The organism is Mesorhizobium sp. M0174, from assembly GCF_040322275.1.
In the GTDB taxonomy this organism is placed as follows: domain Bacteria; phylum Pseudomonadota; class Alphaproteobacteria; order Rhizobiales; family Rhizobiaceae; genus Mesorhizobium.
The window spans coordinates 16,037-41,890 of the sequence record NZ_JAMYTB010000026.1 but is presented as its reverse complement, the minus strand read 5'-3'; the positions used below and the strand labels follow the sequence as shown (position 1 = coordinate 41,890).

The window sequence follows — 25,854 nt, the reverse complement described above, 5'->3', positions numbered from 1 at the left end:
CAGCCGAAATAAAATCATCTGGCAGGCAACTTTTTTGCGGTTCTGGCCGTATCGAGCCTGCCTATGAGAACCGGCGTGTCGGGCTACTAACTGTTCGCTCATCGGGCAAAGGCGTTCAAAGGCACACGCCGGGCGCGAGCTCTACCTTCAGGCGTTCCGCTCTTCGGTCTAAATCTTCCGAACCACTCGCTCACCCGCTCCGCCCCCGCGACAGGCGCCGGCTGTCGTTCCACGTCAGTTGGTATCCTCCCGATGGCGTCCAGTTCGAGGTCGGTGATCTTGTTGAGCTTGCCCTCTTGGACAATGTTCGCGCGGGTTGCCAGCCCACGGCAACGCCCTGATCAGCCGGAGGGCTTGCAAAGCCACGAAAAACTTGCTCGCCCCGTGCGTAATCCCCGCACGCCGCAGGACTCGTCTCATCCGGCCCAGTCGGTTCAATCCATCCGACGTTCACGAGCAGCAGTTGGGGCAAGCACTTGGGGGTTGCTCGTTGTGCTCCTGGGCGAAGCCGGGACCGCAGACTGGGTAGATGATGCGCCCAACAACAGTTCCGCTGTCTCGTCAGGCCATGAGCCGCACCCATAGAGGATGCGCAGCTCGACTTGTGCGCCCGCAATAGTCGCGGAATGTCGGAAATTACATAGTCAACTTTGATACAGCATGCAGTGCAATACGCCGGCATTCGCGGCGTCAACCACATCGACGCGAGCGCATCGCTGTAGGCATCGTGACGTTCCCGGAACGATCGCGTCTGATGGTCCTGACGACATCGGACGCCTTGGAAAAGCTGCTTGCCAGCACGCTGTAGATGTCTTTGCCAGAGCTGGTAAGCATCACGGCGGTTCCTCGCCTCACAAACAGCGGAACACCAAGTTCGTCCTCAATGGCTTTGATCTGCCGCCTGATTTCTCCCGATGTCACGCCCAGCTCGGAAGCCGCAAGCTTGAATGAGAGATGGCGTGCCGAGGCCTCGAACGCCGTGAGGGCTGTTAGTGACGGGAGATCGTAATATCGAGGAACCATGGAAGAAACCAATCAGATCGGGACTCGCGAACCAAACAAGGGTATCCGCTCGTCCTCTTGCCCATAAAGGACCGCCGCCATTTTGACTAATTACGTCAGCCTCTTAACGGAGTGCGACCGTCTGCCGTGGCCCCAGCAAATTGCGTACCAATTGGCGCACCGTTTCAGCTGCACCACTTCCCCTTCTGCCCGCCCCTGGCGCCCGTCATGTGAGTAATTGCAGCTCCGCTCTCATTACGCTTTGGCCAAGTGAGCGTAACTAGCCGCGAAACGCGCGAATTTGTGCTCGCCGCACGTCACCGGGTTGTAGCGAAGCGGGTTGCTGTCCGTGACGCATGAGGGCAATGGTTCGATGATCGCGTCGAAATCAGCGTCAATAAAGAAGGGATTTGAGTATCGCTCGTGTCCCGAGGTATTCACCACGCGGTGCATGTTCGCCAGGTAGACAGCATTGGTGAGCCGCTGAATCAGATCGCCAATGTTGATTACGAATGTGCCGTGGATCGGAATGCCCTCGACCCAATCGCCATCTCGGTTCATGACCTGAAGACCACCCACGTCGTCCTGCGCCAGGATGGTCAGATTGCCGTAGTCCGTGTGGGCGCCAATACCTATGATCTCTTCGCCAATGTAGCCACTCTGCGGCGGATAATGAAGCAGGCGCTGAATGCTGATCGGGTTGCGCATGAAGGTTTCGAAATAGCTTTCCGACTGGTCTAGACTGAGCGCGATTCCCTTCAAGAGTATTTTAGCGAGGTCCACCATTTTTTGATGGTATCCGTATGTCAATTTCTGGAACTCGGGCAAACTTGAGGGCCACTGGTTGGGGCCAAAAAACGGACCTTCCAGCGTCGAACGTTCAGGTCCGATGTCAAAGCACTCCTTCAGGTCTTTCGTCTTGCCCGGATCGGTGTTCTCCCCGAACGGCTCAATGTATCCGCGGAGCGCCACATCGGATTTGCTAACGTGCAATGTCATCTTCTGCGACGTGGGCAGATCAAAGAACCGACGGCTCACATCGAACACCGAATCCACAAAATCCTGCGGAATACCGTGGTTCTTCACATACATGAACCCAGTGTTCGACAACGCCCAACGTATCTCCTTCGCCACCCTGTGCTTGTTGCTGCCATCGAGAAGCGGCGCGATGTCAACGACCGGCAGCTTGTCAAAGCTTTCGCGTTTCGCGCGCAGCTTGTCGTCCAGTTTACCTACGAGACCTTTGCGCATTAATCACCTTTGTTTGACGATGGAGCCGAAACAACGAATTGGACATTTTTGACTAGCAGCATGAAGAATTGCCGGGAAGGTTGGTATCTGGCGCGATGCGTTCTTCCGTGGTGCCATGCTCAACAATGTAGAAGACACCGAACTCCTGGCAGGGGATCCGTAGGCGATCGCGGCTCTTCGTGTCTCTTTGAATAGGCTGCAAGTCATCGCCAGCGAGTTTTGCGATGGCGTCATCATGGCCGCTGCTCCGTTGGTGCACTGGCCTTCATGGGCACCTGGAAAACCCAGTAGTGCGCGTCCTCCTCCGCTACGTATCTGCCGTCGTTTAGACGCTGTGCCGGTATAAGGATGCCCGCATTTTGTAGACTCCGCACCTCATCTTCAAAGGATGTGGTCTCCGCATAGCTCTTCCGGGTGCTTACGATGACGAATCCGTTCGGGCGCGTGACGCGGGCCAGTTCGCGCAGTGCATCTGGTCGGACATGCCCGAGTGTGAAGACGCCGCAGCAGACCGTGATGTCATAGCTCGCGCTGGAGTAGTCGGAGAGCGGCCCGTTAAGGTCGACATCGCCTCGGACATTGCGGTAGACGCAAGTTTGCTGGGCCTTTTCGGCCATCTCCACGGAGAGATCGAACCCGTCGATCAACCGGAACCCGAGGCGTTCCAGTTCCACGCCCACGAGGCCTGTTCCGCAGCCAGCGTCCATGATTGCGATGGCTGCTCGGTGCCCAGCCAAATAGGCCGTCTGCATGGCGCCCGCGAGTTCCGCCACGATCATCGGCCCGCAGTATCCATCGCGGCCCACATCCGAATCGTAGGAACTGGCCCATCCGCGATAGAAGTGGGCCAAGCGACCGGCGTCGCTGTCGAGAGCGTGGGAATCCTTAATGCGCTTTCGGGCGGCTTGCTCCAGTGCCGTCTGCCGATCGAGGGTGTTCATGATAGTTCCTCCGTGTATGAGTGATCCGAATGCCGTAAAGTTGTCATTGGAAGCGCAATGGCCGGCTCAACCCAAGACCTGTTCGTTCCGTACGCTGAGCCGGGCGTGCGCGCGCTTCAAGCGAAATGCACGCCACCTGCTGCCGCCGGACGGGCGATCTCAAGCGTGCTCAGTTTGATGTGTCGACTTGAGCACTGTCCGGCGCAGTCCGGCCAAGGCGCCCCTGTGCGCCTACTAATTTGTCGAAGACATTGCGTGGCAGCGGCAGGTAGGTGACAACAAATGCCGTACTCGCGGGTCGCATCTCGATGCGTCTTGTAACCGGGTGTTCTTTTCCGGCAAGTCGTTCGCGGCCGCGGGATTGATGTTTTGTTTACCTGATAGCCGGCGTCCAAGAGCTTGGCTGCCGGCTGGCACAACCCTGCCGGCACCAATAAATCCGATCCAGTGTGGAAACAAGCGGCGCCCACCGCGCTTCGTTCAGCCTCGACAGTACACATTGGACTTCCTTCGCAAGCCAATCGGTGAAATTTATAACCAGGCTCCACAGAAGGAATATCATCGAAGTTGTGTATCAGCCAGCCCAGTTAAAGATAAGAATACATTTCACAGTTTTTAAGGTCAGTTTACTGTATTTTATGTTCCATCACACTATTGTCATACTTGTCCAACGAAAGAGGTGGTATCTTCCCGCGAGCTGACATGAACCTATTCGACAGCCAGAGAGGTCGAAATCCACTTCGACTGATCCGACACCTCCTGACCGGTGCTAGCGCCGGAGACCAGGCTCAAGCTCGCCCCCATCGCATAATCTTCTCTTCCTGCATATTGCCGGCCAAGCCAGGGTGTCGGGCGCCGACCGGCTCAAGGCGAGGAGGTTGCGCGCCCCAAGCGTACATCGCTTGATGCCAGCGCCAAAGCGACCCGTTTCGGGTCAATCTCACTATTCCATCGAGATTGCATCGAGGCTCTGAAGCCCCCATCCCGTGCCCTGCTGCCGGCGCACCGGCAGCCTTTGTAGGTCCGAATGGCGACGCATTTATCAGCGCGAAAGATGCCAGTTGGACTGTCGCCCCGGCAAAAGTCCGCTCTCGCAGATCATCGAGCGCACAGTCAGCGCGCGCATGCCGGTCCTAAGTTTAGCTGCAAGGCTTCGGCAGCAGTCCAAGATGGCTGCCGGCATCGACAATAATGTTCTGCCCGGTAATGTTTGACGCTTCCGTTAGGAAGAACAGCGCAGCCTCGGACGTCTGCTCCGGTGTTCCTGCCTGGCGTAGAGGTGTTCTCTGTTCCTCGTCTTCTTTCAGCTTGTTGTATTCAACTTCGCCCAGGCCATTCAGCATCCAACGGGTCTGGATTAGGCCGGGGGAAATGGCATTCACCCGAACGGCAGGGCTGAGCCAGCGTGCCAGCACCAGAGTAAGAGTATTTAGGGCGCCCTTAGACAGCATATACGGCAGTGAGCTGCCGTTGCCGATAAGGGTGCCATTGGTGGACACATTCACGATCGCGCCGCGTTTTTTGCTTTCCTCCCATTGTTTTCTCATCGCCGGAAACACAGCACGGCACATCATGAAAGCGCCTATGGTGTTCACGCGAAATATGCGGTCGAAATCCTCCGGCGTGACGTCTTCAAGGTCGCCGGCTTTTTGGAACCTTGTGGTGGCAGCGTTATTGAGAAGGCCGTCGATGCGCCCCCACTCGCTCAGGGTCTCGGCGGCCAGTTTGCGGCAATCGGCATCCTGCGCCACGTCGGCCTGCACAACGATAGCTTCAACACCGTGCGCTTTGACTTTGGCATAAGTCTCGTCGGCCTCCTTCTTGCTTCGACTATAGTTGACCGTGACGTTCCAGCCACGCGCTGCGAGGCCGATGGCACAAGTCGCTCCCAGGCCCGTAGCCGATCCTGTCACAATTGCTACTTTAGCCACGGTGTTTTCCTATGCTTCAGACATTTTGACGGAGTCAGGCGACGCGCAAACAGCGGCCTCGCACCAAGTTAATTTGGGATTTTAAGTCGCAGGCGGTAGGACGGCTCCTTCCTGAGCTTAATGGACGCGCGAGGCGCACGGTTGAAAGTACTCCGGCGGCTACGCGGGTGGTGGCGATCGAAAACCGGCCGAGTAACCTGTTAGCTCTAGCATTATCGGTCATGGCGCTCCTCGATGAGTTGACGTTGCTCAGCTCCTGCGATTATGTCATTCGCGAATTGTCAGCCGAATTTTATGGGAGCAATATAGCGATTTTTTCGTACTTTTCTGACAACAATATTGTGAAACATTCACGACCAGTTTGAATTCTCTCGCCGACAATTGTGAAGCTTGTTTAACAGTTCATTCTTGGTCAATCTTTCTCTGTGGCGCGGTGATCAGAGGCATAACAGACAACTCGGAGATTTTCGAGACAGGGTTTGCGGGTTTCGGTCGCGCGCGTCCGAGGAGAGCCGCCTTGCGGGCGAACGGAGGTGTAGCTGACTGTCCGTATGGATATCGCTACTGACTGCCGCCAAGTCACCCGTCTCGAGATGGTTGACACTGGCCGCCGGCCGCTGGTCGGAGGGGGGAAGCTGCGGATCGTCTAGGAGAGCTATTCAGCTCCGCGGCAGGCATCCGCGACAGCGCGGCGTCACCGGATTTCCACCCCACTGCTGTTTGTCTGGCGCAAGGCGGAAGCCGGGAGCCTCTACGAACGCAGGGATGCTGCATTGGCCTGACGCTTTTGGCTCGATTGCAAGGCTCGGGAACAGCGATGACGAAACAGTGGATCAGCATGCCGTAAGCCCTGTGCAAAAAGCGGGCTTCGTGCGCGAACCATTTATTGGGAACGGCGTGCACGGATCTCATCATGGCCTGGCTGCAACAGCAGTCCACTCGAGAGAGGCCGGATACATTTATGCAACTGGAATCGTCATCGGCGATGTCGCGAACCCTTGCACGGAAGGGGCGGACCATACATTCTTTCCCACAAGATCCTTCAACGCGGCATTGTCGAGCATGGCGTCGGCCAGAAGCCGCTTCAGCCGCGTGTTCTCGTCCTCCACAGGCTTCAGTCGCCGAGCCTCGGAGACATCCATCCCGCCGAAGCGGGCCTTCCAGTTGTAAATCGAGGCGTCGCTGACCCCGTGCTTGCGGCACAGATCGGCAACCGATACCCCGGCCTCAATGTTCCTTCAAAATTCTGATGATCTGCTCTTCAGAGAAGCGGCTACGTTTCATGTCCTGGTCCTCTCGATTGGCCAAAACGAACTTCAAACCGGATCAGATCAGAGGGGCAAGATCATGCTATCTCGACCTTCGTCGTCGAGATCATCCGTCGATCCGACGACCAGAAGCGCTTCGAAGTCTTGCCCCGCCGCCGGGTCGTCGAGCGGACATTCGGCTGGATGACCCGATGGCGCCGCGTCGTGCGCGACTACGAGCAGCGCATCGACGTCTCTCACGCCATGATTCTTGTCGCAGTGGCCGGCAATCTCACCCGCTGAAAACACCCATCCGTGATTTTCCAAACGGACTCTAGGGCAAAGACCAGATACCGGGGCGAGTTTCTCCGCTTCTTTTACGCGGCGATCGGGAGCGAGCGCCTGAAAAGGGTATGCGCGGCCCGCTGAAGAAGCGCATGATTTCCGATGGATACGGCAGCGGCGGCATTTACTAACATGACACCAACCTATCTTCGATCAGGTCTTTTTAGATAAGCCAAGCCGATCACATTTTTGGAACGGTGTATTTGAATGGAAAAAGTACAATTTGCCTTCGGTACGTAAGCGACGGTGGAGTCGATGTCAATCTCGACGTCCTGAAACTCAAGGGTTTCGTTGCAAAGTGGGAAAAACGCCTTATAGACGGCCTCCTTAAGAACGAACAGATCTCGTCGCCGGAGCAAACGCGAGTCGTACATTCTTTTCTCTCTAGAAGTTGCAATCAAATCAATTAAGCCGCTGGGAAGAGGTTCATTCGGCTCAACATCGATACCCAGTGCTCCGATGGCTTTCGTCTCTGCAATAGCGGCGGCTGCTACTGTATCGTGATGGGCCAAAGAGCCAACAATGCCGACCGGCCAGATCGGAACACCAGATTGCGTCTTTAAGATAGACATGGGTGGAAATCCTAGTGTCCCTAGGAGGGTTCGGGCGATAATTCTTGCCGCACCACTTTGGCGACGAACTTTGAGAACAGCGCGTCCCATTGCAGCAACTTCAGAAGCGAACAAGGCGGCCTCGTCGACGTGTTCTATCGGACGAATGCCAACTAGGATCTGTTGATCAACCCTTATAATATCCACCTATTTGGCCCCTCCTTTGAGGTTTCCGGACGGGAGTCTTACGCAATATAGCTAGTGGTCGAGTCCCGACAACAGGGTCCCAGAGGACGGAGGATGTTCTTGGGCGCACGATCACCAAGAACCGGGTTGGCCGGCCGTGGACTAAGTGCGTGCTTTTGCGACGAGGGTGGTGGCGGCGCGGCTGTGGGGTAGCCTGGAAACTTGCCGAAGAAGGCCACCGAGTGAACATTCTAACGCCAGATCCGGTGGTCCCTCAGGAACGGCAGCACGGCTGCCTATTTTCCGCTGCGGCGCATACTGCGTCGGCTTCGTCGGCTGGGCGTCGCATTGCCGTGCAGAACCCGAAGCTGCCAGGTTGCTCAGCATACCAGGCGTCGGCGCGATCACCGTCAGTGCGATATTTAGCTGGAGTGCGGGATATCCGCGGTTTCCGATCAGGCCGACTTCGCGGCATGGCTCGACCTTGTGCCACGTCAGAACTCGAGCGGTGGCAAGAACGGTTGGGACGCATCACGACGTTGGGCGATCGCACTATCCGCCGGCACCTCTTCATTGGCGCCATCCCAACGATACGTTGGTCGCGCAGCAGGCCGAACTTCGCTCAAAGTTGGCTAGGCGCATTATTGCGCGCAAGCCGATCAGGCTCGGTGTGTCGCAGTGGCCAAAAAATGGCGAGGACCATCTGGGCAGTGATGACGCGAGAGGAGACATAACGCAGGGCATAAGTATCGGCCGGCAGGATCAGCGGGTCCTGGCGGTCGTGGTGCATCGGCGCTGAATGGGAAGATGACGCGCAGTGATAGACGAGATCGGGGCACCCAGTTAAACCCTGTAGGCGCCCTAAGCGCGTCAATTTGTTATGGACCCGATCCGCGGATCTCACCTGGGCCGGCGGCCAAACGTGCCGCCTCCTAGGGAGGCCGGACACATGGAAGCCGCCAAGTTTTCGCGCATCGCTCCAACAAGACCCTTACATGTTGCCGGTACTTGGCGCCGCCGTGGAAGCCGGCGAAGAGCGCGTTCTTGCGAATTGAGCGTTCGACCGTGTTGGAGTCGATCTCGATGCGGCCATCGTCCAGGAAGCGGGTCAGGGCGCGAGGGTGTAGGGTTGCCTCGGCGAGTTTGTCTTCTCTGGCTGGTAGGGCGAGCTTCTCGCAGCCAAGTTCGGGGCGGCAAAATGAAGCGCTCGTCAGCCGGCTGGACCATGACCGCGGGGGGGGCAGCAGCCCCCTTCGAACCAGACAGCTTCAAACCCCCAGCGCGTTCACAAGTCCAGACACAGTCGCGGGGAAAAAAGACGCCGCGCCGCCACATGTCCGCCGCTCAGCGTCAAATCAGAGGCTCATGAATAAGGCGGTAGCATTGATCTCAGCTACTCCAGGCTGGCGCGCCAGGTCGAAGGCTGTATCGCGGAGCCATCTTGGTCGACAGACCGGTCTCGTCGATTGTAAAAGGGTTTAAACTTTATCTGACAGGCGGTGTCCTAGGCTGAAGCTTTGAGCCGATCCCGGCGCAGAGTGGTCAGGGTTCGCAGCGCCAAACCCGTTAGCAATAAAGCTCTTGCCATGCAGAGGTTCATCGGTAGAACTCGCCCCGATACTATCCAGTCGCCGCCTGACACAGGCTCAGGCAGAAGTCGCAGCAGCCGAAGCGGAGCAGGGTCACCTTGGTGCATTTGATGAGCCACGCCCTTCTCGCCTAGAGTCCCGGCCCGCGGTGCGGCCGCATGCGTCCACACCACGCTTGAAGAGCGAAGAATGCCAGACCCTTTCCGCTCGCCCATAGCATCTACGCGGCGGAACAGCACATACCTGCGCGTCTCTAGCCGCGCTAAGCGTGAAGCGTGTCCAAGACCTGCCAGTGGCGGAGCGAATCTTGATGTAGGGGTTCGTCCATGATGTCCCGGACCCGACAAGCGCGCGGACATTCCAGCAGGCATGCGGGCGGCTTTTCGCTCTCGTCAAAAGCGCGCAACCTCATTCTGGAAGTGGCACGCCGATTGCATCGATAAGGAGGCAGATGCAACATGGAGATAGACTCATGAAACTCGCTTCCGGGTACAAGGCTTTTTGGGATGCCGCCCACGAGAACTACCCCGATCAGATGAAGCCCGACGGACTTCTTGATCAGGGGTGGCGAGAGTTCATTCCTGACTGGCTGGGAATGTTTGACACCATTAGCAACGTGCTGAACACTGATGATTCTGGGCGCTTTGCAAGGCCATCCGATAGAACATGGATGTCGTCTATCTTCCCATGGATTGCTGACAAGCGCTCCACAAAAATCGGAGCCTTGGCAAAGACTTATAAAGGACTTATACTTATAAAGACTCCTTTCGATCTTGCTCTGTATCCGCGGCTAATTTGGGAACTTCAGCCGAGGACAATCATAGAACTGGGTTCATATCAGGGTGGCAGCGGACTGTGGTTTGCTGATAATATGTCGGTGCTGTGTGATAACGCCGGTGAAGTACACTCCTTTGATTTGTACACCAAGTGCGTCCATGAGAATGCGACAAAGCATCCACTGCTTACTTTTCACCAAATCGACCTTTCTGATGCTACCAACTTCGATGAAAATTTGTTGGCGCGGCTTCCTCATCCTTGGCTTGTGATCGACGACGCTCACGTGCAAATATTTTCTATATTTTCTTACTTAAACACGTTCATGACACATGGTGACTACTACGTGATTGAAGACAATCCAGTGCAAGTAAACAAGGAGATTATCGACGGATTCCAGTTGATAGAGGAGTCAGGTTTTCTAATTGATACCTACTATACCGACGCGTTCGGAATTAATGTCACTTGTGCTCCAAATGCATGGCTTAGAAAGTCGTAACCGTGGCTCTGATATACAGCTCCGTTGGGCTCGTAACGTAGGCAACGCCAGATTGACGGAGCTGCGAGCCGGTCGATGGTGTGATCACTGGGAAGGACAGACCGTGCGACATCCGAAATAAAATCACTCGGCAGGCTACTTTTTTTCGCGGCTATGGCTCCGGGCAGCCATGCTAATCCGGCTCATCACTAACGTCGGAGATAGACGAGCGTGCGTGGAACTGTGAAACCGTTTGCTTCTCGCAGCCCGCCACTGATGCACTGGGCCGGCGGTGTCCCTGGCACCTTCTTTCCAGCGAAAGACCCAGCGGCCCTAGGCCGAGGCCGCAGAACCCCTTTGCAGGGCATATTGATATCGGCAGCCCTCAGCCTGCATCAGTTGTTGAAGAGGCCTGATGGTGAGGCTTCAGGGCCAAATCCAACGATCCATCTCATGCCAGGATTTCCTTGGTAACCCCACCCATAACAAAGCGCTGAGACCAAAGCGCGAGTTTTGGATGGGCACGCGGACGTTGAATAAATGTCATGCGGCAGGTGACAATTTCTCGCGACTGTCGAGCCAGAAGGCCGTGTTATCCCCGCGTGGCAGCCTTTCTTGGGGTGGAAACTCGCATGCCTGCAGCGACCGAATGACCGTTGGCGACGAGAGGAACGTTAGTGAGCCATCATGACCTCCCGATGTCTCGCCGGTTGCATAAACTATAACAATAGCAATGAGGAGAACAGCAATGAACAATTGGGACGAACGTTTGAAGCCTGATGCGGGTGTCAGCAGAAGGACTTTACTGAAGACGGCAGCGGGCGCCGGCGCCCTTGCCCTGGCATCGTCAAGCGGCATCTATGGCGCTGTCGCTCAAGCGTCACAACCGAAGAAGGGTGGCCATTTCAAGATTGGGATCGGCGCCGGTGCGACGTCCGACTCCCTTGACCCGGGATCATTTGCCAACCAGTTCATCGAGTTATACGGCAAAACCATTCACGGTTATCTCACGAGCATCGACGCAGACGGTAAGCTCAATGGTGAACTCGCCGAGTCCTGGGATGTGTCAAAGGACGCGAAGACCTACACCTTTAAGCTGCGCAGCGGGGTCGAATTTCACAATGGAAAGACCTTGAGAGCCGAGGACGTCGTCGCCTCGATCAACCACCATCGTGGTGCAGATTCCAAATCCGGAGCGAAGACCATTGTCGATCCCATCGACGATGTCCGTGCAGACGGAAAAGGAACTGTGGTCTTTACTTTAAAGAGCGGCTACGCCGACTTTCCGTATCTTCTTGAAGATTTCCATCTGGCCATCGTACCTGCCAAAGACGGCAAGGCGGACCTTTCGGGGGTTGGTGCCGGGGGTTACGCAGTTGTTAAGATTGACTTCGGCGTCAAGGGTTCCGGGAAACGGTTCGCCAATTACTGGAAAACGGATGCGGCCTGGTTTGATTCGTTCGAGGCCCTTGCCATCCAGGACGTCACAGCTCGCACGAATGCGCTGACCACCGGTCAGATCCACGCCATGGACAGGACCGACCTGAAAACCGTCCACCTCTTGGAGCGGAATGAAAATCTGGAGATCTTATCCATCGCCGGAACTCAATTCTACTGCACGCCTACGGATTGCGCCGTGGCACCGCTGAGCAATCCAGATGTTCGCTTGGCACTGAAATATGCCATTGACCGCCAGCAACTGCTGGACACCTTGCTGCATGGCCACGGCAAGCTCGGCAACGATCACCCGATCGGGACCACAAATCGGTTCTACGCCAAAGATTTGGAACAACGGCAGTTCGATCCGGACAAGGCTCGGTTCCATCTCAAAAAGGCTGGCCTTTCGGAACTGAACATCGATCTGTCGGCTGCTGACGCAGCGTTTGCCGGAGCGGTGGATACAGCGGAGATTTACCAGCAGAATGCGGCCAAGGCCGGCATCAACATCAAAGTCGTTCGCGAGCCAAACGATAGCTATTGGGATTCGGTTTGGCTGAAGAAGCCATTTTACATGAGCTACTGGCTCGGCCGTCCTACCGCGGACTGGATGTTCTCCCAAGGCTATGCCGCCGATGCGGCCTGGAACCAGGGTCATTGGAAAAATGCTCGCTTCAACGAACTGCTGCTGGCTGCCCGGTCCGAACTCGATGACGCCAAGCGCTTGACGATGTACACGGAAATGCAGAGCATTGTCAGAGATGACGGCGGCGAAGTCATCCCGGTTTTTGCAAACAACGTCAGTGCTTTGTCTCGTAAAATCGGCCATAACAAGATCGCGTCCAATTGGGATCTGGACGGATTCCGCTGTATTGAGCGCTGGTGGTTCGCTGAAGCCTGAGCTTGTTGAAAGCTAGTTATGAACTCTATCGCCAAGATCGTTGGTCAGCGCGTTGCACTCGGCGCGTTGACCCTGTGGATTGTTTCCCTTATGATTTTCGCGGGGATACAGTTCCTACCGGGCGATATCGCAACGCAAATGCTGGGGCAGTCGGCGACACCGGAAACGGTGGCTGCTTTCAGGAAGAGCCTTGGTCTCAACGTCCCCGTCTATCTTCGGTATTTCGACTGGCTCGGTGGAATACTCCAAGGGAACTTTGGAACGGCACTCTCCAATGGACGGGACATCGGGGAACTGATTGCCCCTCGCCTTTTCAATACAATGTTTCTGGCGGTGAGCGCAGCGGTGATTTCCGTGCCGCTCGCACTGCTTGGCGGCATCGTGGCAGCGCTGCATCGCAACACATTTCTCGACCGTGCCCTCAATGTCGTCGTATTGGCCTCGATCTCCTTCCCTGAGTTCTTTGTGGCGTATATCCTGATCCTACTCCTCGCCGTCCACGCAGGAATTCTGCCGAGCTTGTCCGATGTCGATTTAAGCACCACCCTTCTGATGCGGCTGAATGCCGTCGCGCTGCCCGCATTCACGCTGGCCATAGTCGTGCTGGCTCACATGATGCGGATGACCCGTACATCCATCATCAACCTCCTCGGCAATCAGTACATTGAAACGGCCCGGCTCAAAGGGATGTCTGAGTGGCGCGTCATGGTCAGGCATGCGCTGCCAAACGCCTTGGCGCCCATAGCAACCGTGGTCGTGCTCAACCTTGCCTATCTCATCACCGGTGTTGTCGTAGTGGAGGTTGTGTTCGTCTATCCGGGGCTGGGCCAGCTGATCGTAGATTCGGTGCAAAAGCGTGACATTCCCGTCGTTCAGGCATGCAGCCTGATTTTTGCGGCCACCTACGTGCTTCTGAACCTGACCGCAGACATCCTCTCTATAGTGATGAACCCGCGGCTGATGCACCCCAAATGACCTTTCAGCCATGACAGGCTATAGCGAGTGACGACATGACAGCTGTGCAGCCCGGAGCGTTGAAAAAAGGGGCTAGCGTATTCGCATCGGCGCCGCTGAGTGCGCAATTCGGTATGGTCGTGATCGTGCTTTACCTCGTTGCGGCCGTGTTCGCGCCACAACTTGCCCCGTATGGCGAGGCCCAGATCGTCGGCGATCAGTTCGAGCCGTGGAGTTCCAGTTTTTGGCTTGGAACGGACAATCTTGGGCGAGACATGTTCACGAGGCTCATTTTCGGGGCGCGAAACACCATCGGCATCGCCCTGCTGACGACTTCTCTGGCTTTTTCGATTGGAACTTCGGCCGGGCTCGCGGCAGCCAATTTCGGTGGGTGGACAGATCAGGTACTCTCGAGGATCGTGGACATCCTGATGTCCATTCCGCAGCTCATATTCGCGCTGCTGCTGCTTTCCATTTTCGGAACATCGACGACATCACTTATCCTGATTATTGCGGCGCTTGATTCCACGCGCGTATTCCGGCTCTGCAGGGCGGTCGCGATCAACGCGGCGGTCTCGGATTATGTCGAGGCTGCCAGGCTCCGCGGAGAGGGGGCCCTGTGGATTATGGGACGCGAGATCCTGCCCAACATCCTTCCCACCTTGATTGCTGAATTTGGTCTCCGATTTTGCTTTGTGTTTCTTTTGATCAGCGGTCTCTCCTTTCTGGGCCTAGGCATCCAGCCGCCTACCTCAGACTGGGGTTCGATGGTCAGGGACAGTGCAACCCTCATCGCCTACGCTGACACCACGCCCTTACTCCCTGCCGGGGCGATCGCGCTGCTGGCCGTATCCGTGAATTTGGTCGTGGACTGGTTCCTGCATACCGCTAGCGGACTGAAAGACTGAGGTCCCTGCAAGCTCGGGTCAATCGGTTGAGCGGCGTCGTTCGAGGTTGTCCAATAGTGCGGAGGCGCCGCCGTCCGAGCCAGCAAAGAGCGCGTTCTTGCGGTTGAGCGCGATCGGACGGATTGAGCGCTCGACGGTGTTGCTGTCGATCTCGATGCGGCCGTCGTCAAGGAAGCGTGTCAGGCCTTGCCAGCGCGAGAGCGTGTAGCGGATCGCCTCGGCGAGCTTTGTCTTCTGGCTGATCAGGCCGAGCTTCTCGCGCAGCCAGGGTTCAAGATCGGCGACAATGGCACGGCTATTTTCCTGACGTACCGCACGGCGTTCATCGGCCGATCGGCCGCGGATATCGTCCTCTATTCTGTAGAGCTCGGCGATCCGTCTCAGCGCCTCGCCGGCGATCGGCGCCGGTCCGGACACGGCCAATTCATAGAACCGCCGGCGAACGTGCGCCCAGCAGAAGGCGAGCGTCACGCTGCTCTTGTCGGCCAGCACACGATAGCCGCCATAGCCGTCGACCTGCAGGATTCCAGTGAAGCCTGCGAGATGAGCGATCGGACGCTCGGCCTTCCGGTCGGGTGCGTACACATAGGCTGTCGATGCCCGGCGGGTCGGCTCCCTGCCACGGCCGATCGTCACGCGCATAGGCCCAGAGGTGCCCGGTCTTTGTCTTGCCGCGGCCGGGATCGAGCACCGGCGCGGTCGTCTCGTCGGCGAAGAGCTTCGGCGAAGCCTTCAATTTGCCAAGCAGCCGCTCATGCACCGGACGCAGGTGCCAGGCGGCACGGCCGACCCAGTCGGCGAGCGTAGAGCGATCGAGATTGATGCCCTGCCGGGCGTAGATCTGGGCCTGACGATAGAGCGGCAAGTGATTGGCATATTTGGAGACCAGCACCTGGGCGACCGTCGCCTCGGTCGGAAGCCCGCCCTCGATCAGCCGGGCGGGCGCCGGAGCCTGAACGACAACGTCCTCGCAGGCGCGGCAGATCCCATGGGGAGTGGATCGTGGCCCGCACTCTGGCAGAGTGGGCCATCGCAACTCGCTCTTTGGAGGCCCGTTCATGCATCTTTCGACCGCCGATCAATCCGAGCTACAAGCCGCTGTCCGCGTGGATCTTGGCGCAATCTTCGTCTCGCTGGAGCTGTCCAGATCGACCTGGCTAGTCACCTCGATTGTACCGGGCAGCGAGAAGATGTCGCGCCACATGGTCGCCGGCGGTGACAGTGCCGGGCTGCTCGTCTGCCTCACCGGGCTGCGCAGCAAGGCCGAGGCGCGCACGGGCACGCTTTATCCGTTGGTAGTGATCCAGGAGGCGGGCTGGACGGCTTCTGGATCGACCGGGTGCTGAACCGCGAGGACTGGATCGAAAGTCACATCGTCGATGCGGCATCGATCGCGGTGTCGCGCCGCCACCGTCGTGCCAAGACGGATCGGCTTGATGACGAGGCGCTGATCCGCGCCCTGCTGGCCGTCAAGCGGGGTGAGCCGCGCGTCTGCTGGGACTGTCGGGAATTCTGTGCGCGAGGCCATGATGATGGAAAGGAGAGAATCATCGCATGGCTATTGAGAAGGAACTTCTGGACCAACTGCTTGCCGGCCGCGATCCGAATGAGGTGTTTGCCAACGACGGATTGCTCGACGACCTGAAGAAGGCGCTTTCGGAACGGATTCTGAACGCTGAACTCGACGAGCACCTTGAGGACGAACGCACCGACGGCAGCGTCAATCGCCGCAACGGCCATTCGCGGAAGTCGGTGCTGACGGGCACGTCGAAGATGACGCTGTCGATCCCGCGCGACCGGGCCGGGACCTTCGATCCGAAGCTGATCGCCAAATACCAGCGCCGTTTTCCCGATTTCGATGACAAGATCATCTCCATGTACGCGCGCGGCATGACAGTGCGCGAGATCCGCGGCCATCTGGAGGAGCTCTACGGCATCGACGTGTCGCCGGACCTGATCTCGGCGGTTACCGATGCGGTCCTGGAGGAAGTGGCCGAGTGGCAGAACCGGCCGCTGGACGCGGTATATCCGCTCGTCTTCTTCGATGCCATACGGGTCAAGATCAGGGACGAGGGCTTCGTCAGGAACAAGGCCGTCTACATCGCGCTCGGCATCCTGCCGGACGGCACGAAGGAGATTCTCGGCATCTGGATCGAGCAGACCGAGGGCGCCAAGTTCTGGCTGCGCGTCATGAACGAGTTGAAGAGCCGTGGCGTCGCCGACGTCCTGATCGCCGTCGTCGACGGCCTCAAGGGCTTCCCCGAGGCGATCAACGCCGTCTTTCCCCAGACTGTCGTCCAGACCTGCATCGTGCACCTGATCCGTCATTCCCTGGAGTTCGTGTCCTGGAAGGACCGCAAGTCCGTCGTGCCGGCGCTGCGCGCGATCTACCGGGCCAAGGACGCCGAAGCCGGCATGAAGGCCCTTGAGGACTTCGAAGCCAGCTACTGGGGGCAGCGGTATCCGGCGATCACCCAAAGCTGGCGGCGCAATTGGCAGCACGTCGTCCCATTCTTTGCCTATCCCGAAAGCGTGCGGCGGATCATCTACACCACGAACGCCATAGAGGCGCTGAACTCCAAGCTGCGCCGCGCCGTCCGCACCCGGGGACACTTCCCCAGTGACGATGCGGCCATGAAGCTGCTATATTTGGTGCTGAACCACGCGGCCGAGGAATGGAAACGACCGCCGCGCGAATGGTTCGAGGCCAAGACCCAGTTCGCCGTCGTCTTCGGCGAAAGGTTCGTCAGCCAATGACGAAACCGGCCTCGCGCACAGAATTCCTGACAGTTCCCGTCTGCTCGATGGTCCGGGTGCCGACGCCCGAGAATGAGGATCGCCGCCGGACCAACCGCGAGCGCAAGGTGCTGGTCGCCGAACGGGTCGAGCACGTCAACCGCATCAAAGGCCTGCTCTTCAGCCAGGGCATCCGCGACTACGAGCCTTTGGGCCGCGACCGGCGCGATCGCCTGGAAGAACTGCGGACCGGCGATGGCCGCGCCCTTCCGGCCCGCATGAAGGCCCAGATCGGCCGCGAACTTGACCGTCTCGAATTGCTGCTCGGCCAGATCAAGGCGGTGGAGGCCGAGCGCGACGCGCTGCTCGCCGCGACGGCGGTGGACGCCTCGACGCCAGCGGCGATGTTGCTCAAGCTGAAGGGCATCGGGCCGGAATTCGCGACGATCCTCCACGCCGAAGGGCTGTTCCGGCATTTCAACAACCGCAGGCAGGTGGCCGCCTACGCGGGACTGGCACCTTCCCCATGGAAGAGCGGCACGATCGATCACGAACAAGGCGTGTCGAAGGCAGGCAATCCGCGGCTGCGAACGACGATGGTCGAGCTTGCCTGGCTGTGGCTGCGCCATCAGCCGGCCTCGGGCCTGGCCCGCTGGTTCAGCGAACGGGTGGCGCGCAACGGCGGCCGCCTCAAGAAGGCGATGATCGTCGCGTTCGCCCGCAAGCTGCTGGTGGCGCTGTGGAAATACGCGACCGCCGGCGTCATCATCGAGGGAGCGCTCATGAAAACCGCATGACCGCTTCCATCACCCTTTTCCTCCATTCCGCAAAGGCCTGATCAGCCTTTCGGATCCAGGTGGGCGAACCGAAAATATGCATGGTCTCAACAGCCGATCGGCAGAATGGTTTCGTCTTCCTGAGCCTGCGCCCGCCGCAAGCGGGATATTGGTGCTGCCGCCGGGAGCGGCGACCGCATGTGAGGTGGATGAGGCCCGGCGACCGGGCCGGTCACGTGATCGGGCTCAGACCTTGGACCGTGCGAAGGAGGAAAATCACACTTGACCATGTAATCCCCATGTGAGGCATATTTGGGCCGGCGCACGACGATCACACGCAGCTGCGCCGGCACGATGTCGAGCCGCTCGCTCACGTCCTCGCCGATGCGATGCAGACCATTGCGGCAGCACGGGCAGGCTTGATCCTCGATGTCGACGACCATCTCCACGCGTGGCAGATGGGGTGGCAGCGCGCCCCGGTTCGCTCGGCGCTTTGCGACACGCGCCTGACGTTCGCCAAGAGCGGTCTGTGCCTGCTCTTCCTAACCGGCCGCCTCGATCTGTTCGGCTTCCTCAAGCCCCAGCAGAAGCTGGTCTTCGGGCAGCGTCTCGGCACGCCGGCCGAAGCGGTGGCGCTGCAATTCCTTGATGATTTGGATCAGCCGGGCGTTCTCGACGTCGCGCGCCAGGATCATCGCCTTCAGCGCGTCCGGATCGTCGGGAAGCTGGTCAGCAGTCATCGCCATGACGGGATCAGACCATATTCGCCGACAGCCCGCGACAGCGGAATCCAGGCTGATTCACTTCGTCGCGGGTCAGCCGGCCTGGGCTGGAACGCGGGTCCGGCGCGCCTCGTGGACGCGCCGCCAGTCGAGCCCTTCGAGTAGCGCCGAGAGCTGCGCGGCCGTCAGCCGCATCATGCCATCATGCACTTTCGGCCAGCGGAACGGCATAAAGACACACGCCGCTGCCGTCCCACCAGACGATCTTGATTCTGTCCGCTCTTTTGGCGCGGAATACATAAAGTGCGCCATTGAATGGATCCGAGCCGGCATCGCGCACCAGTGCCAAAAGGCCGTCGGGACCTTTTCTAAAATCGACGGGATGACTGGCGACCAACACCTTCACGCCAGCCGGGATCATGCCTGGCGAACCGCCCGGATAATCCGCACCAGCTGCTCCTCATTGATATCGGCACCGGCGCGAATGACCACGCCACCCAGCTCGATCTCCACCGACGCAGACGCTGTCGGCGTGACCTCGACAAAGCCGAGCCGCTCCGCATCCCTGTGTGGCGTGACCGCACCGCTCTTGATCGCCTTGCTCCGCCAGCCGAACAGCTGGGCCGGCGCCATCCCCGCTTGTCTGGCAATGGCCGATACATTCGCGCCCGGCTTCAGTGTCGCCTCGATCAGCCGCGACTTCGCTTCCGCCGACCAGCGCCGGCGCGGACGCTGCGGGCTTGCCTCCAGTCGGTTGGCAACCGCTTCAAGAACATGGAAACTTCTATCATCAGGCATAGGCGCAGACATAGAAATTGACACTGCAAGCTCCTCGGCTCCTTGCTTCAGTGTCAGTATGTCTCGCTCATCACCTCAAGCCGCGCCAGATGGGGTCAGCTTGGCGCTTACAAAGGAGCTGCCGAAGCTGTCGGGAAAATCGAAGCCCGCCGAGGCGATCCGCTATGCGCTCGGCCGGCGTGCCGCGCTGGAGCGCTTCCTCACCGACGGCCGCATCGAAATCGACTCCAACACCGTCGAGCGCGCCATTAGGCCACAGACAATTACCCGAAAGAACAGCGTCTTCGCTGGCAGCGACGGCGGCGGACGGACATGGGCCACCATCGCCGCGCTGCTGACCACCGCCAAGATGAACCAGGTCGATCCGCACGCCTGGCTCACCCAGACCCTCGAGCGCATCGCCAATGGCTGACCAAACAGCGCTATCGAGGCGCTCATGCCTTGGAACTACCACCGCTGAACGGCATCAGCTACCCGCTTACGCAGCAGATCGTGTTCCAGGAGAAGATCGACGCGATCGAGGACGCGGCTCAGCGACTACACCGCCTGGATGAGCAGTTGCGCGCCGTCGTGCCAACTTGGTCCATGGCGCGAGTCGTTGAGGCCTATCCGGCCGTGCGCGGCGCCTCGTTCCTGGTCGCAGTGATATTTGCGGCCGAGATTGGGGATGTGCGCAGCTTCGATACGCCGCCGCAGTTGATGGCCTTTCTCGGCCTTGTCCCGGGGGAGCGCTCGACGGTGACACGGTTCGCCGGTCGAGCCTTACGCTCGCCGGCAATCGACGCGCCCGCCGCGCCCTGGTCGAAGCGGCATGGACTTACCGCTATCCTGCCAGGGTCAGTGAGACCCTGAGGGTGCGGCTCGAGGGGCTGCCCAAGGCCGTCCGCGATATTGCCTGGAAGGGGCAGCTCCGGCTCTGCGCCCGCTATCGTCGCCTCAGCGCCGCCGGCAAGAAGCCGCCGGTGGTCGTGGCTGCGATCGCACGCGAGATGGCCGCCTTCTTGTGGGCCATCGGCCGGGAGGTCGCGCCGTCATAGCCGGTCTCGACCCAACCCGCTGCACAGTGTTGGGGTGGGGCCACGGTGGGGAACTCCCGTCGCTAGTTATGTGGCCAAGCCGATGCGCCCGACGCCCGCCCTCTAGACCGAGGACAGCCCCGAGACGAAGATACGGAAGGCCGCTACCCAACCCGCGGATGAGAGTCTGATCAACCGTCGTCTCTGAGCTCCACCCCCAGCCCTGTGCAGCTTCAGCCGGTCCGACTGCTTCGCAAACCTGCCAAGCAGGCGAGCTTTCTTGCCTTCAACCTTGACAGGGAACATGAGAGCTAGCTGGGCCATTGCCGGTAGCCTCAATAGGCCGAAGATTCGTCTCCCATCGAGGCGATCAACGTCACCTCGGCACATTGGGGCCCGGAGGACCTTATGCGGAGATCGCCTTTGGTGCAGCTGCGCCGCGTAGCAGGCCTACACGCAACCGCGTGGATGACAAAGAAGGCTGACCGTTTTTCCTGCTGCAGAGCGAAGGCCGGACTTTGCTGAGGCCGGTCTATCGCTTGCCGGCCCCTACAGAGCGCCCTGCCCCGTCAGGCGCGGGGAGATTGGCGTGAGCGTCGAGCAATTGTTGGAGGGTGGCCATGATCTCCGGCAAAGGCGCCACCGAACGCCCTTCGCTCGACGAAACATGCAGCATCAAGCTCTCATAAGTCGACAGCAGTCGATCATCCGAGGCTCTATGCAAGGACATGAAGGCATGGACCTTCTTCCCGTCCGAAGGAAGGAGTTGCGCTTCGACGTAGAGCGCGTCACCAAGCTTCGCCTCGCCAAGGAGCCGAACATGGCTCTCCACGGTGTAGTAGCTATGCCCGGCCTGCACATAGTCAGCGTCGGCGCCGATCAGCAGCAGAAGCGCGTCGCAAGCGTCGGCGAAGCACTGTGTATATCGGTATTCCGTCATGTGGCCATTATAGTCGATCCAGGCAGCCGGGACTCTCAATTCGAGCAGCTTTAACGGCTGCTGGCTAGGACTGACCTCGGGTTTTGGCGCGGTTTTCCGAAGATGGAATTCGAAATCTGCCAGAAGCTTGCCAGCCCCCCAGCCCCGCCCCTCGTCGCCGGCCTTGAGCGCATGCATGATCCCGACCAGGTTCTGGTCCCGGATGCGCTCGAGCTCCCGTATCCCGCGCTGCCCTGATTGAGCGTCCGACTGAGCCGCGATCTTTTCAACCAGTTCATCGTCGAGGTCCACCACGTTGGTCAACTTGGTCCAGGGCCACGTAAGGCTGGGGCCGTACTTGGAAAGGAAGTCGCGCATGCCCGCTTCGCCGCCGGCGATGCGATACGTCTCAAAGAGCCCCATCTGCGCCCAGCGAAGCCCAAACGAGTAGCGAATGACGTTATCGAGGGTCTCGGTATCACAGATGCCGTCCTTGATCAGCCAAAGGGCTTCCCGCCAGAAAGCCTCTAAAAGGCGGTCGCCCACGAACGCGTCAATCTCCTTGTTAATAATCAGGCCCGTCATGCCGACGGTCGCAAGCTTGGCCTTTGCGTCCTCTAGCGCTGATCTCGATGTTTTCTTCCCACCAACGAGTTCGGCGAGGGGCAGCAGATAGACAGGATTATAGGGATGAGCGACGAACATTCGCTCAGGGTGCTTCATGTCGCGCTGCAGCTCAGTAGGCATGAGGCCGGAAGTCGACGAACCAATCAGAGCCTCGGGATCAGCGGCAGCGTCGATCTGATTGAGGACTTTGCGCTTGATTTCAATGCTCTCCGGCACACTCTCCTGAATCCACTGCGCACCGTGCACGGCCTCTTCGAGCGACTTGCTGAAACTCAAGGTGCCTTTGGTGGGCAAAGGCGCTTGAGTAAGCATATCGTAGGCTCGCTCGGCATTTGCCATGACCTCGGACATGAGCCGTTCGGCGTCCGGATGCGGATCAAAAATCCTCGTGTCGATACCCGCCAGGACAAAGCGCGCGGCCCAAGCCCCGCCTATAACGCCACCACCGATGCATGCCGCCTTACTGATCTTAACCATGTGCTCTCGCGCTTCCTAAAATCCGGTCTGAGTGAGGGGTTCCCAGGACAGCAGGTTATAGCCTTCTGTCCTGCAGCAACGCTGATTATCGTTTCGTCAGCTTAAGCTTGCGACGAACCTCATCTGGGCCAATGACCTTGCCGCCCATATTCTCGACGATGTTGACAGCCCTCTCGACCAGTTGACCGTTGGTGGCTAATTGGCCTTTGGCAATATACAGATTGTCTTCAAGGCCGACACGGATGTTGCCACCGGCCAGTACAGCCGCTGCGGGATATGCCATTGCATCACGGCCGATCCCGAAGGCGGAAAATGTCCAGGTCGGAGGGACGGCGCTCACCATTGCCATGAATGTTGTCAGGTCATTAGGGGCGCCCCACGGAACCCCCATGCACAGCTGAACCAACACAGGATCTTCGATGTGGCCCTCCTCGACGAGTTTCTTGGCGAACCACAGGTGGCCTGTGTCGAAGACCTCAATCTCTGGCCTGACGCCGAAGTCGGTCATCATTTTGGCCATCGCGCGCAGTGTTCCCGGCGTATTGGCCATTATGTAGTCTTGCAGGTTGAAGTTCATCGAGCCGCAGTCGAGTGTACAGATCTCGGGCGCACACTCCGCAATCGGGGCGAATCTCTCGGATGCGCCAATAACGTCGGCCGAGGCTGCCAGTGGCAACGGCTCCTCGACACTGCCGAAAACAATTTCACCGCCCATTCCTGCAGTGATGTTAAGAACGATGTCGATCTCAGCCTGCCGGATGCGGTCCGTCACCTCTTTGTAAAGTTCATTCTTGCGGGATGGCGCCCCGGTTTCGGGGTCACGGACGTGAATGTGGGCCACTGCAGCCCCTGCCTTGGCCGCTTCGACAGCTGCGGCCGCAATCTCTTTGGGAGACCGGGGCACGTGACGGGACGTTGAGGCGGTGTCTCCTGAGCCCGTCACGGCACAGGTGATGAAAACTTCTCGGTTCATAGCAAGGGGCATCAGATTGTCCTCTTCGTAGGAGCGATTGGCGGTGGCAACCCCCTGCGTTTTTCAACAAAGGTGGTGGCGGCATGCTTTGTGACAATGCGCAACAGGCGGCTCGGCGCGCTGTCGAGTGAATCAGAGTCAGTATTCGGTGGCGATGGTCTGACCATCGATTGCGAGAGACTGGCCCGAGATGATGCGACCCTGGGGACTGCAAAGGTATATCATCATATCCGCAATATCATGCATACTCACCAATCTCCGCATGGACTGCTGCGCGAGCATGGTCTTGTTGATCTGTTCCATTGATATTCCGCGCGATGCAGACGCCATCTGATTCACACGTTCCAGTCTGGGTGAATCAACGTTGCCGGGGCAGATCGCATTGACATTGATATTGTGCGGACCAAGTTCCATCGCCATGACCTCGGTCAGTCCGATAATACCATACTTGGCAGTGCAATAAGGTGTGCGGAGAGAATAAGGGAGAAAGCCAGCGGTCGAAGACATATTAACGACGGTCCCGCCTCCCGCTTGCTTGAGGCGCGGCACCGCAGCCCGCGCACAGTAGAATGCGCCGTCGACATTCACTGCGAGGGTCGCTCTCCATTCTTCATCCGTTACATCTTCGACCGGCTTCGACGGACCAGAAGTCCCGGCGTTATTGATCAGAACGTCCAATCCGCCTAGGCGGCGATCGATTTCCTCGAACAGCTTCGCCACCGCTTTTGAATCAGACACATCAGCTTTGATAGCTATAACGTTCGCCTTTTCCTCGGCGCTCCGAATTGCCTCATCGTCTACGTCACAAACGAGTACTTTGGCACCCTCCGCAACGAAATGCTCCGCCACCGTTTTCCCGATCCCGTTAGCGCCGGCCGTAATAAGAACCCGCTTATCCTTCAACGCCAGATCCATGCTGCTCTCTCCCGATCATGTGAGAAATTCTTGTCCCGCCAAGCTCCTCCCGGACAGACGAGATTCTCTTATATAGAATGACCATTATATATTACATATGATGCCGTCAAGGCCGCCGGCCTGCGAACAGAAATTCTCTGAGGCGTTTGCGGCCCGCCCAGGAGCGTCTGGCATGGCCTGCAGGAAGACGCGTCAATTCAAGACAAGTCTTGATAAAGAAACCTCTCCAACATCCGCTTTCCATCGCCGTGAAGTGCGCCGCGATCACGCATGGAAGCGGCAGGTTTTAAAGGCCGTGTGTAATGCGCATTAGAACCATCGCGGGGGTCAGCACCCAGGTCCGTTTACCCAATGCGCAGTCACCATTGATTAAGCTCAGTTCTCTCAGTGGCTCAATTGGCAAGCATACATCAGATCATATTATGATCTTAGGTGGTAAACTCATCGAAATGTCTTCTCCTTTTACTCTGATCCTTGCGGTTGAGCATCGCGGCTTGCTCCGCCCAGCCGCGAATTAATCGCAAATGTAACTTCATCTGTGACCTTTGTACTGAGCTCGTCCAGACGGCTCGATTTGTGACGCCGCCCGCTCCTAGGCCGAAAATGAAAATAATAATCGATCGAAGCACCGTCTCGAAGATCTCGGGAGACCAGTGCTCACTCTCCGGCCAGGCCGCGCGGATGACGCGGTCGTAGATCTTGCGACCCTCGAGATGGAGCGTATGATTGAGTTTCCGATATTCCGCATCAGCAGCAATTACGCCCCAGAAATTCACCCAGATCGCACTATCGTCAGCGTGAACTTTTGACGCTGGGATTGAAACGTCAAGAAGCGTTGCAAGATCCCTTTCCCCTTTCTTCAGAAGGCGAGCGATCTTTCGTTCTATGTTGAGAAATGGCACGCGCAAGGCAGCAGCAATGATGTCTGCTTTGCCCTCAAAGTAGTGGGTGATCATGCCTGTCGTGACGCCTGCGGCATTGGCAATATCGATCATTGTGACGGCGGAAATACCCTTTGCCGCTATGGCTTTACCCGCCGCCTTGGCGATGCGGAGCCGCGTTTCCTCAACGTCGATTTTTTTTGGCATGGTCTTGTAACTATCTCCAGGTTGGGCCGGCGCAAGCAAAGCGGTGCCTGTCGCCGTCATACGGGGGGGATTCCTACTCCTAACAAGCCTTGATTGAACCGTGGTCGCTTTCTTTGACCGCGTTTCGTATCATGGCAGCTATATAACCCGCATGATCTGCGAGAAGAAACCTGCGCCGCCGATTTGACCTCTTAGCTGTTCCGATCCCGCCGGGGGGGGGTAGGTTAGCTGGCGCTTATCGATAGTTGATACTAATGTAAGAAAATGCCCGCGTTCACGCGCCCGATCGCGTTGGTGTCAACCGGGCCAGGG

The 25,854-nt window shown here is 58.4% G+C and carries 16 protein-coding genes and 9 pseudogenes; 10 read left to right on the top strand and 15 right to left on the bottom strand.

Translation table 11 applies throughout. The features are described from left to right. Window positions 1-690: 690 nt before the first annotated feature. From NKJ13_RS28125 to NKJ13_RS28105, 5 genes and pseudogenes are all read right to left on the bottom strand, one after another. Complete coding sequence (locus NKJ13_RS28125) at window positions 691-1,023, bottom strand: LysR family transcriptional regulator (RefSeq protein ID WP_352691322.1); 333 nt, start codon at window positions 1,021-1,023, stop codon at window positions 691-693. A 234-nt stretch (window positions 1,024-1,257) separates the two neighbouring features. Further along, window positions 1,258-2,253, bottom strand: coding sequence for an isopenicillin N synthase family dioxygenase (locus NKJ13_RS28120; RefSeq protein WP_352691325.1), 996 nt, complete (start codon window positions 2,251-2,253; stop codon window positions 1,258-1,260). A 233-nt stretch (window positions 2,254-2,486) separates the two neighbouring features. Then, window positions 2,487-3,194 (bottom strand): class I SAM-dependent DNA methyltransferase, encoded by a 708-nt coding sequence (locus NKJ13_RS28115; protein WP_352778940.1) that lies wholly within the window; start codon window positions 3,192-3,194, stop codon window positions 2,487-2,489. Between the two features lie 1,139 nt (window positions 3,195-4,333). After that, window positions 4,334-5,125 carry an SDR family NAD(P)-dependent oxidoreductase gene (locus tag NKJ13_RS28110; RefSeq protein ID WP_352778938.1) on the bottom strand — a complete coding sequence of 264 codons (792 nt, stop codon included), beginning with the start codon at window positions 5,123-5,125 and terminating at the stop codon, window positions 4,334-4,336. A gap of 1,019 nt (window positions 5,126-6,144) precedes the next feature. Then, window positions 6,145-6,409: pseudogene (locus tag NKJ13_RS28105) on the bottom strand (transposase); the annotation flags it as partial. Between the two features lie 77 nt (window positions 6,410-6,486). On the opposite strand from NKJ13_RS28105, the pseudogene NKJ13_RS28100 reads away from it, so the two are divergent. Next, window positions 6,487-6,691, top strand: a pseudogene (locus tag NKJ13_RS28100) (transposase); the annotation flags it as partial. Between the two features lie 169 nt (window positions 6,692-6,860). On the opposite strand, the gene NKJ13_RS28095 reads toward NKJ13_RS28100, so the two are convergent. Continuing rightward, window positions 6,861-7,475 (bottom strand): 4'-phosphopantetheinyl transferase family protein, encoded by a 615-nt coding sequence (locus NKJ13_RS28095; RefSeq protein ID WP_352778936.1) that lies wholly within the window; start codon window positions 7,473-7,475, stop codon window positions 6,861-6,863. Between the two features lie 950 nt (window positions 7,476-8,425). Then, a pseudogene (locus NKJ13_RS31670) lies at window positions 8,426-8,629 on the bottom strand (IS66 family transposase); the annotation flags it as partial. Window positions 8,630-9,515: 886 nt separating this feature from the next. Between NKJ13_RS31670 and NKJ13_RS28085 the strand changes: the two are divergent. From NKJ13_RS28085 to NKJ13_RS28070, 4 genes are all read left to right on the top strand, one after another. Then, window positions 9,516-10,316 carry a CmcI family methyltransferase gene (locus NKJ13_RS28085; RefSeq protein WP_352778934.1) on the top strand — a complete coding sequence of 267 codons (801 nt, stop codon included), beginning with the start codon at window positions 9,516-9,518 and terminating at the stop codon, window positions 10,314-10,316. A 727-nt stretch (window positions 10,317-11,043) separates the two neighbouring features. After that, a complete protein-coding gene (locus tag NKJ13_RS28080; RefSeq protein WP_352778932.1) occupies window positions 11,044-12,633 on the top strand; it encodes an ABC transporter substrate-binding protein in 1,590 nt (529 codons plus the stop codon). 18 nt (window positions 12,634-12,651) lie between these two features. Then, a complete protein-coding gene (locus NKJ13_RS28075) occupies window positions 12,652-13,608 on the top strand; it encodes an ABC transporter permease (RefSeq protein ID WP_352691337.1) in 957 nt (318 codons plus the stop codon). Window positions 13,609-13,643: 35 nt separating this feature from the next. Then, complete coding sequence (locus NKJ13_RS28070; RefSeq protein ID WP_352778930.1) at window positions 13,644-14,495, top strand: ABC transporter permease; 852 nt, start codon at window positions 13,644-13,646, stop codon at window positions 14,493-14,495. A gap of 63 nt (window positions 14,496-14,558) precedes the next feature. Here the strand turns inward: NKJ13_RS28070 and tnpC are convergent. Continuing rightward, window positions 14,559-15,489, bottom strand: a pseudogene (gene tnpC / locus NKJ13_RS28065) (IS66 family transposase); the annotation flags it as partial. Window positions 15,490-15,553: 64 nt separating this feature from the next. Here tnpC and NKJ13_RS28060 point away from each other — a divergent pair. The 3 genes and pseudogenes from NKJ13_RS28060 to NKJ13_RS28050 all read left to right on the top strand — a co-directional run. Continuing rightward, window positions 15,554-15,990: pseudogene (locus NKJ13_RS28060) on the top strand (IS110 family transposase); the annotation flags it as partial. A 59-nt stretch (window positions 15,991-16,049) separates the two neighbouring features. Next, on the top strand, window positions 16,050-17,252 hold the full coding sequence (locus NKJ13_RS28055; protein ID WP_352778928.1) for an IS256 family transposase: 1,203 nt from the start codon (window positions 16,050-16,052) through the stop codon (window positions 17,250-17,252). Between the two features lie 38 nt (window positions 17,253-17,290). Beyond that, window positions 17,291-18,028, top strand: a pseudogene (locus NKJ13_RS28050) (IS110 family RNA-guided transposase); the annotation flags it as partial. 284 nt (window positions 18,029-18,312) lie between these two features. Here the strand turns inward: NKJ13_RS28050 and NKJ13_RS28045 are convergent. From NKJ13_RS28045 to NKJ13_RS28035, 3 genes and pseudogenes are all read right to left on the bottom strand, one after another. After that, window positions 18,313-18,753: pseudogene (locus NKJ13_RS28045) on the bottom strand (IS66 family transposase zinc-finger binding domain-containing protein); the annotation flags it as partial. A gap of 178 nt (window positions 18,754-18,931) precedes the next feature. After that, a complete protein-coding gene (gene tnpB / locus NKJ13_RS28040; protein ID WP_502901947.1) occupies window positions 18,932-19,150 on the bottom strand; it encodes an IS66 family insertion sequence element accessory protein TnpB in 219 nt (72 codons plus the stop codon). After that, window positions 19,147-19,527 carry a transposase gene (locus NKJ13_RS28035; RefSeq protein WP_245274633.1) on the bottom strand — a complete coding sequence of 127 codons (381 nt, stop codon included), beginning with the start codon at window positions 19,525-19,527 and terminating at the stop codon, window positions 19,147-19,149. The genes tnpB and NKJ13_RS28035 overlap by 4 nt, the downstream gene beginning before the upstream one ends. Before the next feature lie 112 nt (window positions 19,528-19,639). Between NKJ13_RS28035 and NKJ13_RS28030 the strand changes: the two are divergent. Both NKJ13_RS28030 and NKJ13_RS28025 read left to right on the top strand, forming a co-directional pair. Continuing rightward, a pseudogene (locus NKJ13_RS28030) lies at window positions 19,640-19,939 on the top strand (IS66 family transposase); the annotation flags it as partial. Next, window positions 19,921-20,564 (top strand): annotated as a pseudogene (locus NKJ13_RS28025) (transposase); the annotation flags it as partial. The pseudogenes NKJ13_RS28030 and NKJ13_RS28025, both read left to right, overlap by 19 nt. Window positions 20,565-21,075: 511 nt before the next feature. Here NKJ13_RS28025 and NKJ13_RS28020 read toward each other — a convergent pair. The 4 genes from NKJ13_RS28020 to NKJ13_RS28005 form a co-directional block, all read right to left on the bottom strand. Beyond that, window positions 21,076-22,566 carry a carnitine 3-dehydrogenase gene (locus NKJ13_RS28020; RefSeq protein ID WP_352778927.1) on the bottom strand — a complete coding sequence of 497 codons (1,491 nt, stop codon included), beginning with the start codon at window positions 22,564-22,566 and terminating at the stop codon, window positions 21,076-21,078. 85 nt (window positions 22,567-22,651) lie between these two features. Further along, window positions 22,652-23,551 (bottom strand): 3-dehydrocarnitine:acetyl-CoA trimethylamine transferase BcoG, encoded by a 900-nt coding sequence (bcoG, locus tag NKJ13_RS28015; RefSeq protein ID WP_352778925.1) that lies wholly within the window; start codon window positions 23,549-23,551, stop codon window positions 22,652-22,654. A gap of 126 nt (window positions 23,552-23,677) precedes the next feature. Beyond that, window positions 23,678-24,454 carry an SDR family oxidoreductase gene (locus NKJ13_RS28010; protein ID WP_352778923.1) on the bottom strand — a complete coding sequence of 259 codons (777 nt, stop codon included), beginning with the start codon at window positions 24,452-24,454 and terminating at the stop codon, window positions 23,678-23,680. 428 nt (window positions 24,455-24,882) lie between these two features. Continuing rightward, window positions 24,883-25,602: a TetR family transcriptional regulator gene (locus NKJ13_RS28005; protein ID WP_352778921.1), complete on the bottom strand. Its 720-nt coding sequence runs from the start codon at window positions 25,600-25,602 to the stop codon at window positions 24,883-24,885. Window positions 25,603-25,854 lie beyond the last annotated feature (252 nt).

Excerpts from the sequence above, each read along its gene's own strand:
- NKJ13_RS28125 (WP_352691322.1), bottom strand. The coding sequence starts at position 1,023 with ATGGTTCCTCGATATTACGATCTCCCGTCACTAACAGCCCTCACGGCG.
- NKJ13_RS28120 (WP_352691325.1), bottom strand. The coding sequence starts at position 2,253 with ATGCGCAAAGGTCTCGTAGGTAAACTGGACGACAAGCTGCGCGCGAAA.
- NKJ13_RS28115 (WP_352778940.1), bottom strand. The coding sequence starts at position 3,194 with ATGAACACCCTCGATCGGCAGACGGCACTGGAGCAAGCCGCCCGAAAG.
- NKJ13_RS28085 (WP_352778934.1), top strand. The coding sequence starts at position 9,516 with ATGAAACTCGCTTCCGGGTACAAGGCTTTTTGGGATGCCGCCCACGAG.
- NKJ13_RS28080 (WP_352778932.1), top strand. The coding sequence starts at position 11,044 with ATGAACAATTGGGACGAACGTTTGAAGCCTGATGCGGGTGTCAGCAGA.
- NKJ13_RS28075 (WP_352691337.1), top strand. The coding sequence starts at position 12,652 with ATGAACTCTATCGCCAAGATCGTTGGTCAGCGCGTTGCACTCGGCGCG.
- NKJ13_RS28070 (WP_352778930.1), top strand. The coding sequence starts at position 13,644 with ATGACAGCTGTGCAGCCCGGAGCGTTGAAAAAAGGGGCTAGCGTATTC.
- NKJ13_RS28055 (WP_352778928.1), top strand. The coding sequence starts at position 16,050 with ATGGCTATTGAGAAGGAACTTCTGGACCAACTGCTTGCCGGCCGCGAT.
- tnpB (WP_502901947.1), bottom strand. The coding sequence starts at position 19,150 with ATGATCCCGGCTGGCGTGAAGGTGTTGGTCGCCAGTCATCCCGTCGAT.
- NKJ13_RS28035 (WP_245274633.1), bottom strand. The coding sequence starts at position 19,527 with ATGCCTGATGATAGAAGTTTCCATGTTCTTGAAGCGGTTGCCAACCGA.
- NKJ13_RS28020 (WP_352778927.1), bottom strand. The coding sequence starts at position 22,566 with ATGGTTAAGATCAGTAAGGCGGCATGCATCGGTGGTGGCGTTATAGGC.
- bcoG (WP_352778925.1), bottom strand. The coding sequence starts at position 23,551 with ATGCCCCTTGCTATGAACCGAGAAGTTTTCATCACCTGTGCCGTGACG.
- NKJ13_RS28010 (WP_352778923.1), bottom strand. The coding sequence starts at position 24,454 with ATGGATCTGGCGTTGAAGGATAAGCGGGTTCTTATTACGGCCGGCGCT.
- NKJ13_RS28005 (WP_352778921.1), bottom strand. The coding sequence starts at position 25,602 with ATGACGGCGACAGGCACCGCTTTGCTTGCGCCGGCCCAACCTGGAGAT.